Origin of the sequence: Microbacterium sp. NPDC012755 (assembly GCF_042901325.1) — a bacterium.
Classification (GTDB): Bacteria; Actinomycetota; Actinomycetes; order Actinomycetales; family Microbacteriaceae; genus Microbacterium; species Microbacterium natoriense.
Map to the genome: position 1 here is coordinate 397462 of NZ_JBIBCT010000001.1, position 12970 is coordinate 410431.

Genomic DNA, 12970 nt, shown 5'->3' on the forward strand with positions numbered 1-12970 from the left:
ACCAGCGAGGAGAACCCCATGAACTGGCGAATGCCCGCCGAGACAGCCCGCCACGACCGCATCTGGATGGCCTTCCCCGCCGAAGGCCCCACGCTCGGCGAGAGTGCAGCGGAGCGCGAGGAGGGGTACGCCACGTGGACGGCCGTCGCGCACGCCACGTCGGAGTTCACCCCCGTGTCGATGCTCGTCGACCCGAGTGAGCTCGACCGCGCCCGGCGCATGCTGAGCGGCGCGATCGAGATCGTCGAGGCACCGGTCGACGAGTTCTGGATGCGCGACTCCGGACCGACGTTCGTGGTGTCGGACGACGGCCGCCTCGGCGCCGTCGACTGGATCTTCAACGGCTGGGGCGCCCCCGAGTGGGCGCAGTGGCAGAAGGCGTCGCAGCACGCCCGCATCATCGCGGGCGCCGTCGGCGCCGAGCTGGTCAGCTCCGTCCTCGTGAACGAGGGCGGCGGCATCCACGTCGACGGCGAGGGCACCGTGCTCCTCACCGAGACGGTGCAGCTCGACCCCCGTCGCAATCCCTTCGCCGACCGCGAGCGGGTGGAAGCAGAGATGCTCCGCACGATCGGCGCCACGAAGGCGGTGTGGCTGCCCCGCGGCCTCACCCGCGACTATGACGACTTCGGAACCAACGGCCATGTCGACATCGTCGCCACGCTCGCCTCCCCCGGCCGTCTGCTCCTGCACGAGCAGCGGAACCCCGAGCATCCCGACTTCCTCGTCTCGCAGGAGCTCCGCGCACACCTGGAGCAGCAGACGGATGCCGCTGGCCGCAGCTTCGAGATCATCGGCCTGCCCGCCCCCTCCACCCTGAGTGACGACGAGGGCGTCGTCGACTGGAGCTACGTCAACCACCTCGTCACGAACGACGGCGTGATCGCCTGCGGCTTCGGCGACGAGCAGGCTGACGCCGCCGCCCGCGCGATCCTCGCCGACGCGTACCCCGGCCGCTCCGTGGTGACGGTCGACGCACGACCCTTGTTCGCCCGCGGCGGCGGCATCCACTGCATCACGCAGCAGCAGCCCAGCCTCTGACGGCGCTCAACAGCGAACGAGACGAAACGCCTCACCCCAAGGAGCACTCATGTTCGATGTCGTCGAAGCCTCCATCGCCGACCTGCGCCGCGCGCTCGAGACCGGAGCCGCCACCTCGGTGGAGCTCGTCGAGGCGTACCGGGCGCGCATCGCCGCCTACGACGCCCCCGGCACGGCGACCGCGCTGAACGCCATCGTCGTCGCGAACCCGGACGCATCGGCCGAGGCCGCCGCATCCGACGCGCGGCGGGCGGCGGGGGCCCTGCTCGGGCCGCTCGACGGCATCCCGTACACGGCGAAGGACAGCTACCTCGTGAAGGGGCTCACCGCGGCCTCGGGCAGCCCGGCGTTCGCGGATCTCGTGGCGCAGCGCGACGCGTTCACGATCGAGCGGCTGCGAGCGGGCGGGGCGATCTGCCTCGGGCTCACGAACATGCCCCCGATGGCGAACGGCGGCATGCAACGGGGCGTCTACGGGCGCGCGGAGAGCCCGTACAACGGCGACTTCCTCACCGCCCCGTTCGCCTCGGGCTCCTCGAACGGCTCCGGCACGGCCACCGCCGCGAGCTTCGGCGCCTTCGGGCTCGGGGAGGAGACGTGGTCGAGCGGGCGCGGACCCGCGACCAACAACGCCCTGTGCGCCTACACGCCCTCGCGCGGAGTGATCTCGACGCGCGGCAACTGGCCCCTGGTGCCCACGATGGACGTCGTCGTGCCGCATGCGCGCACCATGGCCGACCTGCTGGAGGTGCTCGATGTGATCGTCGCCGACGACGCGGAAACCCGGGGCGACTTCTGGCGTTCGCAGCCGTGGGTGCCGCTGCCCGCGGCATCCGCCGTCCGGCCCGAGTCGTACCCGGCACTCGCGGGCTCGGTCGCTCTCGACGGCGTGCGGATCGGCATCCCGCGCATGTACATCAACGCCGACCCGGATGCCGGGACGGCCGAGAACCCCGGCATCGGCGGCCCCACCGGACAGCGCATCGAGACCAGAGCCTCCGTGATCGCCCGCTGGGAGGCGGCCCGGCGCGACCTCGAAGCCGCCGGCGCGACCGTGGTCGAGGTCGACTTCCCCGTGGTGTCGAACTACGAGGGCGACCGGCCCGGCGCTCCGACCATCGCGACCCGTGGCCTGGTGACCCCGGAGTACCTCGAGCGCGAGATCGTCGACCTGTCGGCGTGGGGCTGGGAGGACTTCCTGCAGGCCAACGGCGACCCGGCACTGTCGACCCTCGCCGACGTCGACGGCGCCGCGATCTTCCCGCACCCTGATGGGGCCCTGCCCGACCGCTACACGGGGTTCGACGACGACATCGCCGAGTACCCCGGCTGGGTGCGCGACAATCCCGGTGTCGGGTTCCTCGACATGCCCGAGCTCCCCGACGGCCTGCGCGGGCTGGAGGAGACCAGGCGACTCGACCTCGAGGAGTGGATGGACGGGCTCGGCCTCGACGCCGTCGTGTTCCCCGCGGTCGCCGACGTGGGCCCTGCCGACATGGACGTGAACGCGGCATCCGCCGACCTGGGCTGGCGCAACGGCACCTGGATCGCGAACGGCAATCTCATGGTGCGCCACCTCGGCGTGCCGACCGTGACGGTGCCGATGGGACTGATGGACGACATCGGAATGCCGATCGGGCTCACCTTCGCCGGGCGCTCCTACGACGACAACCGCCTGCTGGCGCTGGCCACCGCGTTCGAGGCGACGGGGGCTCCCGGCTCTCGCCGCACGCCCCCGCCCCGCACCCCGCGCCTCTAGTCGCGGCCGCACGGCGGCGGGCTCCTCATCCATCTGCCAACATTTCATCATTGTGACGCCCGACACAGAAGTGATATCTTCAACGGCATGGGCACCGAGAATGAGCGCGCACTCGAAGAGGGCATCGTCACCGACCTGACCGGGCGGATGACCTACGGCTCGTACCTGTCGCTCGACCAGCTGCTCACGGCGCAGCATCCGGTCAGCGTGCCCGAGCACCATGACGAGATGCTGTTCATCATCCAGCACCAGACCACCGAGCTCTGGCTCAAGCAATTGCTGCATGAGCTCTCCTCCGCTCGCGAGCTGCTCGCGAGCGACGACCTCCGCGAAGCGCTGAAGCGGGTCGCGCGGGTGAAGAGGATCCAAGACGTGATGACGCAGCAGTGGTCCGTCCTGGCGACGCTCACGCCGACCGAGTACGCGCAGTTCCGCGGTGCGCTCGGCAGCTCCTCCGGTTTCCAGTCGGTGCAGTACCGCGCGGTCGAGTTCGCCCTGGGCAACAAGAACGAGAAGATGCTCAGCGTCTTCCGCGATCACCCCGCGAACCTCGCCCTCCTTACCGCTGAGTGGGAGAAGCCCACCCTGTACGACGAGTTCCTGCGCTACGCCTCGCGCCGCGGCCTGCCGGTGCCGGCCGAGATCCTCGAGCGCGACGTGCGCCTGCCCTACCGCGAGACCCCCGCGCTCGTCCCGGCGATCCGCGAGATCTACCAGAACCACCAGGAGAACTGGGATCTCTACGAAGCCTGCGAAGACCTGGTGGATCTGGAAGACAACTTCCAGTTCTGGCGCTTCCGTCACCTGAAGACCGTGGCCCGCACGATCGGCATGAAGATCGGCACCGGCGGTTCCAGCGGCGTCGGCTTCCTGCAACGGGCCCTCGACCTCACGTTCTTCCCCGAGCTGTACACCGTGCGCACCGAGATCGGCGGCTGATGAGGGCCGCGACGTTCTTCGACGGAGAAGGATGGCGCGAGGGCACGCTGTCCGTCCACGGCGACCGGATGCTGCTCGCCTCCGACTCCCCGGCATCCGACCTGCCACGCCTCGACGGCGTGATCGTCGGCGGCTTCACCGACCACCACGTGCATCTCCAGCTCGTCGAGCACGCGCGACTCGACGGCTCGCGACTGGGCCGCGTGGTCGACCTCGGCGCGAACCCGGACGTGGTCGCCCGGCTCGCCGTTCACAACTCCTCAAGAATCCCCGCCGACCCCGGGGAATCGCGCCGATTCCCCTCGAAGTCCGCAGATCTTGAGGAGTTGCGAACACCGACTGCCGCACGCGCGACCGACGTCGAGTACGCCGGGGCCTTCCTCACCGCGGTCGGAGGGTATCCGTCCGACCGGAGCTGGGCGCCGACGGGATCGTTCCGTGAGATCGCGACCGTCGAGGATGCCGCCGCGGCCGTCGCCGAGATGGCGGATGCCGGAGCCACGCGCATCAAGGTCGCCTGCAACAGCAGCGCAGGGCCGGTCCTCGACGATGACCTCTTCCGCACGATCGTCGAGCTGTCCTCACTGCGCGGGCTCCCCGTCGTCGCCCATGCGGAGGGACCAGGCCAGGCGCAGCGCGTCGCACGGCTCGGAGCCCGCTCCCTCGCGCACGCCCCGTTCACCGAGCGGCTCTCCGACGCGGAGATCGCCGCGCAGGCGGCATCCGTCTCGTGGATCTCCACCCTCGCCGTCCACGACGACGCCGGCCGGGCGATCGCCGTCGACAACGTCCGCCGGTTCCACGCCGCGGGCGGCGCCGTGCAGTACGGCACCGACATGGGCAACGGCCCCACGCCGGTCGACCTGAACCCGCGCGAACTAGACGCTCTCTGCGAGGCGGGCGTCGACGGCCCCGCGCTGCTGCGGGCGCTCGCCCCAGTCGATCCGCTCGACCCGGCATCCGTGCTGCTCCTGCTCCCCCACCCGACCTCCGACCCGATCGACGCCCGACCCCTGAAGGTGTGACATGACCGACCTGCTCGCCACCGCCCGCTCTCTCGACGCCGCCGATCCGCTGCGCTCGCACCTCGCGGCGTTCGCCGACATGCCCGGCGTCGGCGCGTATCTCGACGGCAACTCCCTCGGCCGCCCGCTGCGCGACATCCCGGAGAAGCTCGCCGCCTTCGTGCGCGAGGACTGGGGCACCCGGCTCATCCGCTCGTGGGACGAGCAGTGGATGGCCCTGCCGATGCAGCTCGGCGACCGCATCGGCGCTCTCGCCCTCGGCGCGGCGGCCGGGCAGACCGTGGTCGCCGACTCCACCAGCGTGCTCATCTACAAGCTCATGCGCGCTGCCGCAGGGGCGGACCCGACGCGCACGGAGCTCGTGATCGAGGCCGGCAACTTCCCCACCGACCGGTTCATGGCGGAGGGCGTGGCCGCGGAGACCGGCATGACCGTCGTCTGGCTCGAACCAGACCCCGTGCACGGGGTGACCGTCGCCGACGTCGAGGGCGTCGTCTCCGCGCGCACGGCGCTCGTGTCGCTGAGCCACGTGGACTACCGCTCCGGAGCTCTGGCCGACATGCCGTCGATCACCGCGGCCGTGCACGAGGCCGGTGCCCTGATGATGTGGGACCTCTGCCACTCGGTCGGCGTGATCCCGATGCAGCTCGACGAGTGGGGCGTCGACCTCGCGGTCGGCTGCACCTACAAGTACCTCAACGGCGGTCCCGGTTCGCCGGCCTTCGCCTATCTGCGCCGGCCGCTGCAGGGGGTGCTGCGGCAGCCGATCCAGGGGTGGTGGAGCGCTGCCGACATCTTCGCGATGGGGCCGGAGTACGTGCCGGCCGGCGACATCCGCCAGCTGCTGAGCGGCACCCCTCCGGTGACCTCGATGCTGGCCATGCAGGGCATGCTCGACCTCATCGAGCAGGCGACGATCGAGGGCGTCCGCGCCAAGTCGCAGTCGTTGACCGATCTCGCGGTGACGGCCTACGACGAGGTGCTGGCCCCGCTCGGGGTGCGCCTGCTGAGCCCGCGCGACGCGGACCTCCGCGGCGGGCACGTCACGATCGGCCACCCGGACTTCCGCGAGGTCACTCAGCGGCTGTGGGCCGACGGCATCATCCCCGACTTCCGTTTCCCCGACGGCATCCGCCTCGGGCTCTCACCGCTGAGCACCTCGCACGTCGAGACGATCACGGGGGTCCTCGCGGTGCGCGACGCCCTGGAGTCGCATGGCCGCTGATCAGCTCCCGGTGCTCGATGACATCGACGCCCGCCCCGGCAGCACGGCCTCGCTGCTGCGGACGATCGTCGGCCTGTACCTGCGCCGCCTGGACGGCTGGATCTCCGCGGCCGATCTCGTCTCGCTCGCCGGGGACCTCGGCATCCCGTCCGCCCTGGCCCGCACCGGCATCACCCGGCTCAAGCAGAAGGGCCTGCTGCTCGCCGAGCGCGACGGCACGGCGGGGTATCGACTGAGCCCCGCGGCGCTGCCGATGCTGGAGGCGGGTGATCGACGCATCTTCCGGATGCGCACGATGACGGATGCCGACACCTGGTGTCTCGTGTCGTTCTCGATCCCGGAGAGCGAGCGCAGCGTGCGCCACCAGCTGCGCAAGCGGCTGCAGTGGATCGGGGCCGGTGTGGTCTCCCCTGCGCTGTGGATCTGCCCCGGTCACCTGCAGGGCGAGGTCGAGCGCATCCTCGACGACCTGGGCGCCCGGCAGTGGGTGACCCTGTTCCCCGCGGGTGCGCCCACCACGGCCGTGCCCGTCGTGGAGGCCGCGGCGAAGTGGTGGGATCTCGACGCGCTGCGCCGCGAGCACCTCGCGTTCCAGGAGTCACTCTCGACCCTCCCCGCCGCGCCCTTCGCCGCCTACGTGCAGCTCGTCGACACCTGGCGCGTGCTGCCGTACGTCGATCCGGGGCTGCCACCCTCGATGCTCCCGGACGACTGGCCGGGGGCGCGCAGCTTCGACGAGTACGCCCGCCTCTCGTCCGCCCTCGCCGAGCCTGCGTGGGCGCACGTGCGCGGCGTCACCGGCGGCATCGACTGACACCACCGAGGTCTCCGGAGCTGTCGCCCCGCGCAGGACCTCAGGCGGAGTCCTCGACTCCCCGGAGGAACGCGAGCACGTGCTCCTCCAGCCGCAGGATCCGCAGGTCCCTCGCGAGCTCGCGATCGTAGCCCTGGTACGCGAGGGGCGGGAGCACGCGCACGTTGCGCGAGCACCCGAACTCGGCGCAGATGAGCGTGCCGATCGAGTCGCCCTTGCGCCCGGCAGGTCCTGCCTTGCGCGCGACGAACAGCTGCACGTCGTTGCGGAGGGTGACGTCGTCGCACCAGGAGCACTGGGCGCGTGAGGCGACCCGCTGCTCGGCGCGCTGCAAGAACACGCCGACCGCCTGCTCGTCGCGCCAGGCGATCACGTAGGCGCGGCGGGGCTGCTTCGGATCGACCCAGCCGAGGTAGTCGAGCCGATCGAAGTCGATGTCGGCGAAGCCCGGAGGCAGCGTGAGGTCGGAGACCTCCTTGCGGGAGGCGTTGATGAAGGATGCGCGGATGGCGCGCTCGTCGATGGGACGCATGACAGAACAGTGCTTTCGTGGAAGGGGTGAGGTGGGTACGTCTCAGCACCGGGGACGGGGGTTCCGCCTCCGGCTGATCGTCAGCCTCTGCCCGCGGCGCTGAATGCGCCTGCGGCTCCGTTCCGCGCCTGACCGGCGCTCATCGACAACAGCACCCGGCGAGCTTACACCCGTTTGTTTCGTCTCGTGTCGGCGCCGGTTCCCTCGCCGTGATCCCGCGCCTACTCTTGCGGGAACGCCATCCGATCGACAGGAGAACCCCGTGTCCACGCCGCTGAACCGCCTTTCGCCCCTCCCGGTGCGTGAGCGTGCGGCGTGCATGTGCCAGCACGGAGACGTCTGCTCCTCGTTCGCGTCGGGTCACGGTCTGCACCTGATCCAGGCCCGACTCGCCTCGGCGACGCCGGCGGAGTGGGTCGACGCGATCGTCGAGCAGTCGGATGCCGACTCCGGCGAGCTCGTGGTGCGCACGCTCGACGGCGAGGCGCACTCGCTGTGGAACGCCACCGGCGCCGCGCTCGAAGCCGCAGCGGGAACGCCGGTCGCCCTGCACGTGCGCTACGGCGTGCTGGCCGTCGGGCGGACGCAGTTCAACGTCGCCTCGATCTGAGGCGACGCGGATCCGTTCCGGATCAGGCGGCCGCCATCATCATGTCCTTCATGGCCATGCAGGCGTCCATGCAGGCCTTGCACGCCTGAGCGCACATCTTGCAGACCTCGCTGTCGTCGGCGTGCATCATGCACATGTCCATGCAGGTCTGGCACATCGCCATGCAGGCGTCGAGCATCGACATCATCGACGCGGGGGTCATGCCCTGCATCCGCATCATCGAGCGCATCATCGTGTTGCACATGTCGGCGCAGTTCATGCACGACGGCGCGCAGTCCATCATCTGCGTGGAGCACACCGTACAGGCCTGCTCACAGGCCGAACACGCGTCCATGCACGCCTGCATGACGGACATGTCCATCATCGCCATGTCGGGCATCGACATCATGTTCTTCGACATGGCGCCCATCATCATCGAGTCCATCGCACACCGCTCTCCTCTGGGGGTCAGCGGGCAGGACAGCCCGCCTGACGCCAGAGTAGTCCCCGCCGCATCGCACGTCGATGGGCGGTTTCCGCTGTCATGCGAGAAGCCGGATGTCAACCCCGTGGCCCTGCTCGCGCTCGGATGCGAACGTGGCCTCTTCGAGTGATCCGTCGACGAGAGGAAGAGCGCATGAGCGCAGCAGACGACATCAAGAACGCCGCCGAGAAGCTGGCCGGAAAGGTCAAGGAGGGCGTGGGCAAGGTCACGGACAACGAGAAGCTCGAGGCCGAGGGCCGAGCCGACCAGGTCAAGGCGTCGGCGAAGCAGGCTGCGGACGACGTCAGGGACGCCGCCAAGAAGGCCGGCGAGAATCTGCGGGACGGCTTCAAGGAGTAGTCGCGCGGGCCCACGGGCCCACCACGTATCGGAAACGCCTCCCCGCACGCACGCGGAGAGGCGTTTCCGATCCACCCCTCCCTCTTCGGCAGTAGTGTCGGGCTGTGTCATCCTTCGCCCCTCTGCAGCGGCTCGTCATCACGATCGCGATCCTCGCGTCCTTCGTGACCTTCCTCGACGGCACCGTCGTCAACGTCGCGCTCCCCGCGATCAGCCGGGAGCTGGGCGGAGGCATCACCACTCAGCAGTGGGTCGTCGACGCGTACCTCATCACACTCAGCGCGCTGATCCTGCTGGCCGGGTCGCTGTCCGACGCCTACGGCCGCGTGCTCGTGATGCGGATCGGCCTCATCGCCTTCGGCGTGGCATCCGTCGCCGTCGCCGTCGCCCCCGACCCGCTGGTGCTGATCATCGCCCGCGCGGGGCAGGGCGCCGCAGGAGCGTTGCTCGTGCCGAGCTCTCTGGCGCTCATCACCGCGACGATGCGCGCCGACGTGCAGTCGCGCGCGATCGGCGTGTGGACGGCCTTCACCACGGCGGCGCAGCTGGTCGGCCCGCTGCTCGGCGGCCTTTTCGTCGACTTCCTGTCCTGGCGCCTCGTCTTCCTCATCAACGTGCTCCCGATCGCCGTGACGCTCTTCCTGCTCTCGCGGCTGAAGCTCGACGAGCGCCGGAGCGGCGTCCGAGTGGACTGGTGGAGCGGGGCGCTGTGCGCGCTGGGACTGGGATCCGTGGTGTTCGCGCTCATCGAGCAGCCGACCAGGGGCTGGGCCTCTCCGGTGATCTGGGGCCCGGGCATCGTCGGCATCCTGCTGTTCGCGCTGTTCCTCTGGCGGCAGGATCACTCGGCGTCGCCGCTGCTGCCGATGTCGCTGTTCCGCGTGCGGGACTTCGCCTGGGGCAACCTGGCGACGCTGTTCGTCTACGCCGCGCTGTCGCTCAACGGCTTCGTCGTCGGCGTGTACCTGCAGCAGGGAGCGGGTCTCACGGCCACCGCCGCCGGGCTCGCGAGCCTGCCGATGACGATCCTGATGATCCTGGTCAGCTCGCGCGCCGGCGCCTGGGCCGGGCGCCTCGGCCCCCGCATCTTCATGACGGTCGGCCCGCTGGTGATGGCCGTCGGCGCAGTAATGCTGCTGCTCGTCTCGGAGCACTTCGACTACTGGTGGCAGGTGCTTCCGGCCATGATCGTGATGGGTCTCGGCCTCTCGCTGACGGTGGCCCCGCTGACCGCGGCGATCCTCGGCGCGATCGACGAGGCGCACTCCGGCATCGCGTCGGCCGTCAACAACGCCGTCGCCAGGGTCGCCGGCCTGCTCGTCGTCGCGATGCTCTCGACGATCGTGGGCGGCACGCTGAACCTCGCCGGATTCCACAGCGCGGCCTGGGTGACAGCGAGCCTGCTCGTGCTCGGCGGCGTCGTGTCGTGGATCGGGATCCGCCGCAACCCCGCCGAGGAGGCGCAGGCGGCGGACGCCGCCGACGCACCCCGTTGACCGTGTCGGTGGCCCGGCGCAGACTGGGGGCACCGCCACGAAACCGGAGGATCATCGTGAGCACCACCCCTCTGCCCCCTGTCGTCGACGCCGCCACCTGGCGTCGTGAACTCGATGCGCTGCGCGTGCGGGAGAAGGCCGCGACCCGCGAGCTCGATGCGATCGCGGCGCAGCGTCGCCGCCTGCCCATGGTCGAGCTGCCCGAGTACACGCTGGTCGGCGCCGACGGCCCCGTGCGCCTCGCCGATGTCTTCGACGGGGCCTCTCAGCTGATCGTCTACAACCACATGTGGTCAGACGGCAACGAGTGGCAGTGCCCGGGCTGCACCGGATTCACCTCGCAGTTCACGCGGCTCGACGTGCTGGACCGGTACTACGACGCGCGCTTCGTGATCGTCAGCAACGGCCCGATCGAGGAGCTGCTCGCCTACCGCGAGCGGGTGGGCAACCGGATGCAGTGGTTCTCGAGCGCCGACAGCACGTTCGGCGCCGACATGGACGCCCCGCCGAACGCCGGCTTCGGCGTGAACGTCTTCCTGCGCGACGGAGACACCGTCTACCGGACATGGCACACGGAAGGCCGAGGCACCGAGCGCCTCAGTCATCTGCAGGGCCTGGTCGACCTTCTTCCGTACGGCCGCCAGGAGGAGTGGGAGGACTCTCCCGAGGGCTGGCCGCAGCATCCGACCTACAGCCAGGGCATGGGCTCGAAGGAGATCGGCGCGCTGTACGGGGCGGGGAGCTGATCCGCCGCCTGGCCGCGACGGCCGCCCTCGCTCTTCTCCTCACCCTGACCGGATGCTCGACGGACGCCCCCGGCGATATCGCCCTCCCGCCATCCGGTGCCGTGCCCGACTACCAGCTCGGCGGCGCGTATCCGCCCGCCGACGGAGTGGGCATCGTGGGCCGCGATCGCTCCGCCGATCCCGCAGACGGGGTGTACTCGATCTGTTACGTGAACGGCTTCCAGACCCAACCGGGAGAGCTCGAGTCCTGGACGCAGGATCTGCTGCTGCAGCGCGACGGCGACGTCGTGTACGACCCGGACTGGCCCGACGAGGCGCTGCTCGACACCTCGACGGCCGACCGGCGCGAGCGCATCGCGGCGACGGTCGGACCGTGGATCGACGGATGCGCGGATGCCGGCTTCGACGCCGTCGAGTTCGACAACCTCGACTCATACACGCGCTCCGACGGCGCACTCTCCCTCGACGACAACCTCGCACTCGCGGCGATGCTCGTCGACCGCGCACACGCCGCTGGTCTCGCCGCCGGGCAGAAGAACGCGGCAGAGGATGCGGCGGTCCTGCACGAGCAGGCGGGGTTCGACTTCGCGGTGACCGAGGAGTGCGCCGTGTACCGGGAGTGCCCGCGCTACACGGAGGTGTACGGCGGGCACGTCATCGACATCGAGTACGCCGACGAGCTGCCGCGATCGTTCGCCGAGATGTGCGCCGATGAGGAGTCCCCAGCATCGATGGTGCTGCGCGACCGCGACCTCGTCGCGCCGGACGACGAGGACTACGCGTTCGAGACCTGCTAGCCGGCGCTGTCGAGGAAGGCCCGCACCTCGGCGACGACGGGGTCGACCGTGGCCTCCGGCACGGCGTAGCCGCGCTCGGCGAGCCACTCGTCGTCGTAGAGCTTGTCGAGGTAGCGGCGCCCGTGATCGGGGAGCAGCACGACGACCACGTCGTCTTCGGTGAGGGCGGATGCCGTGCGGAGCGCGGCGACGACCGCCATGCCGCTGGAGCCGCCGACGAACAGCCCCTCCTCGGCGGCGAGGCGACGGGTCATCGCGAAGGACTCGGCGTCCGAGATCCGCTCGTACCCGTCGACGACGGAGGGGTCGAACGTCGAGGGCATGAAGTCCTCCCCCACGCCCTCCACGTGGTAGCCGTGGATCGGCCCGCCCGAGTAGATCGAGCCCTCGGGGTCGGCGCCGATGACCCTGACCCTGCCGTCGCTCGCCTGCTTGAGGTAGCGGCCGGTGCCGGTGATGGTGCCGCCGGTGCCGATGCCGGCGACGAAGTGGGTCACACGGCCGTCGGTGTCGCTCCAGATCTCCGGACCGGTGGTCTCGAAGTGCCCGCGCGGACCGTTCTGGTTCGCGAACTGGTTGGGGTTGAAGGCCCCGGGGATCTCCGCGGCCAGACGGGCGGCCACGCTGTAGTACGAGCGCGGATCGGTGGGCTCGACGCTGGTCGGCGTCACCACGACCTCGGCTCCGTAGCCGCGCAGGGTGGCGACCTTGGCACCGGCGAACTTGTCGGGGACGACGAACACCATCCGGTATCCGCGCTGCAGGGCGACGAGCGCGAGGCCGACGCCCGTGTTGCCGCTCGTGGCCTCGACGATCGTACCTCCGGGCTTCAGCATGCCCTCGCGCTCGGCGGCGTCGATGATCGACGCGGCGATGCGGTCCTTGGCGGAGCTGCCGGGGTTGAAGTACTCGACCTTCGCGAGCACGGTCGGACGGATGCCTGCCGCGACGGCGTTCAGGCGGACGAGGGGCGTGTGGCCGACGAGTTCGGCGATGTGCTGGGCGTAGCGCACGGGAGTTTCCTGACGTTCAGGGGCGCGCGGCTGACGCGCGCGGTTGTGTGGGGTCGGTGGAGGCGAGCGGAGCGCTCAGCGACAACAACGACACGTCAGGGACACACCGGAACTGTAACCCGAGTCGGGTCCTGCCGCAAACCCGCGCGT

The 12970-nt window shown here is 70.3% G+C and carries 14 protein-coding genes; 12 read left to right on the plus strand and 2 right to left on the minus strand.

The window, feature by feature from the left end:
* The first annotated feature begins 18 nt into the window (after nt 1-18).
* The 6 genes from ACFY5A_RS02025 (at nt 19) to ACFY5A_RS02050 (ending at nt 6803) form a co-directional block, all read left to right on the plus strand.
* Nucleotides 19-1041, plus strand: coding sequence for an agmatine/peptidylarginine deiminase (locus tag ACFY5A_RS02025; protein ID WP_387231492.1), 1023 nt, complete (start codon nt 19-21; stop codon nt 1039-1041).
* Nucleotides 1042-1090: 49 nt separating this feature from the next.
* Nucleotides 1091-2800: an amidase gene (locus ACFY5A_RS02030; RefSeq protein ID WP_387231494.1), complete on the plus strand. Its 1710-nt coding sequence runs from the start codon at nt 1091-1093 to the stop codon at nt 2798-2800.
* A gap of 87 nt (nt 2801-2887) precedes the next feature.
* Complete coding sequence (locus ACFY5A_RS02035) at nt 2888-3739, plus strand: tryptophan 2,3-dioxygenase family protein (protein WP_341941313.1); 852 nt, start codon at nt 2888-2890, stop codon at nt 3737-3739.
* Nucleotides 3739-4764 (plus strand): hydrolase, encoded by a 1026-nt coding sequence (locus tag ACFY5A_RS02040; RefSeq protein ID WP_387231496.1) that lies wholly within the window; start codon nt 3739-3741, stop codon nt 4762-4764. The genes ACFY5A_RS02035 and ACFY5A_RS02040 overlap by 1 nt, the downstream gene beginning before the upstream one ends.
* A 1-nt stretch (nt 4765) precedes the next feature.
* Nucleotides 4766-5989 carry an aminotransferase class V-fold PLP-dependent enzyme gene (locus ACFY5A_RS02045; RefSeq protein WP_341941311.1) on the plus strand — a complete coding sequence of 408 codons (1224 nt, stop codon included), beginning with the start codon at nt 4766-4768 and terminating at the stop codon, nt 5987-5989.
* Complete coding sequence (locus ACFY5A_RS02050) at nt 5979-6803, plus strand: PaaX family transcriptional regulator C-terminal domain-containing protein (protein ID WP_387231498.1); 825 nt, start codon at nt 5979-5981, stop codon at nt 6801-6803. Before ACFY5A_RS02045 ends, ACFY5A_RS02050 begins: the two co-directional genes overlap by 11 nt.
* A gap of 40 nt (nt 6804-6843) precedes the next feature.
* Here ACFY5A_RS02050 and ACFY5A_RS02055 read toward each other — a convergent pair whose 3' ends face one another.
* The gene (locus tag ACFY5A_RS02055) at nt 6844-7335 is read right to left on the minus strand and encodes an FBP domain-containing protein (RefSeq protein ID WP_105672871.1); all 492 of its coding nucleotides are present in this window, start codon (nt 7333-7335) and stop codon (nt 6844-6846) included.
* A 262-nt stretch (nt 7336-7597) separates the two neighbouring features.
* On the opposite strand from ACFY5A_RS02055, the gene ACFY5A_RS02060 reads away from it, so the two are divergent.
* From ACFY5A_RS02060 to ACFY5A_RS02085, 6 genes are all read left to right on the plus strand, one after another.
* Entirely contained in the window at nt 7598-7945 is a 348-nt protein-coding gene (locus tag ACFY5A_RS02060) for a hypothetical protein (RefSeq protein ID WP_387231500.1), read from the plus strand.
* A 98-nt stretch (nt 7946-8043) separates the two neighbouring features.
* Nucleotides 8044-8538 carry a hypothetical protein gene (locus ACFY5A_RS02065; RefSeq protein WP_341941308.1) on the plus strand — a complete coding sequence of 165 codons (495 nt, stop codon included), beginning with the start codon at nt 8044-8046 and terminating at the stop codon, nt 8536-8538.
* 23 nt (nt 8539-8561) lie between these two features.
* Nucleotides 8562-8768 (plus strand): CsbD family protein, encoded by a 207-nt coding sequence (locus ACFY5A_RS02070; RefSeq protein WP_387231502.1) that lies wholly within the window; start codon nt 8562-8564, stop codon nt 8766-8768.
* 104 nt (nt 8769-8872) lie between these two features.
* Nucleotides 8873-10264 (plus strand): MFS transporter, encoded by a 1392-nt coding sequence (locus ACFY5A_RS02075; RefSeq protein ID WP_387231504.1) that lies wholly within the window; start codon nt 8873-8875, stop codon nt 10262-10264.
* Nucleotides 10265-10317: 53 nt separating this feature from the next.
* A complete protein-coding gene (locus tag ACFY5A_RS02080; RefSeq protein WP_387235862.1) occupies nt 10318-11010 on the plus strand; it encodes a DUF899 domain-containing protein in 693 nt (230 codons plus the stop codon).
* Nucleotides 11011-11018: 8 nt separating this feature from the next.
* Complete coding sequence (locus tag ACFY5A_RS02085) at nt 11019-11807, plus strand: endo alpha-1,4 polygalactosaminidase (RefSeq protein ID WP_387235865.1); 789 nt, start codon at nt 11019-11021, stop codon at nt 11805-11807.
* Here the strand turns inward: ACFY5A_RS02085 and ACFY5A_RS02090 are convergent.
* Complete coding sequence (locus tag ACFY5A_RS02090; RefSeq protein ID WP_387231506.1) at nt 11804-12820, minus strand: PLP-dependent cysteine synthase family protein; 1017 nt, start codon at nt 12818-12820, stop codon at nt 11804-11806. The two genes, ACFY5A_RS02085 and ACFY5A_RS02090, sit on opposite strands and share 4 nt — an antisense overlap.
* Between the last annotated feature and the right edge of the window lie 150 nt (nt 12821-12970).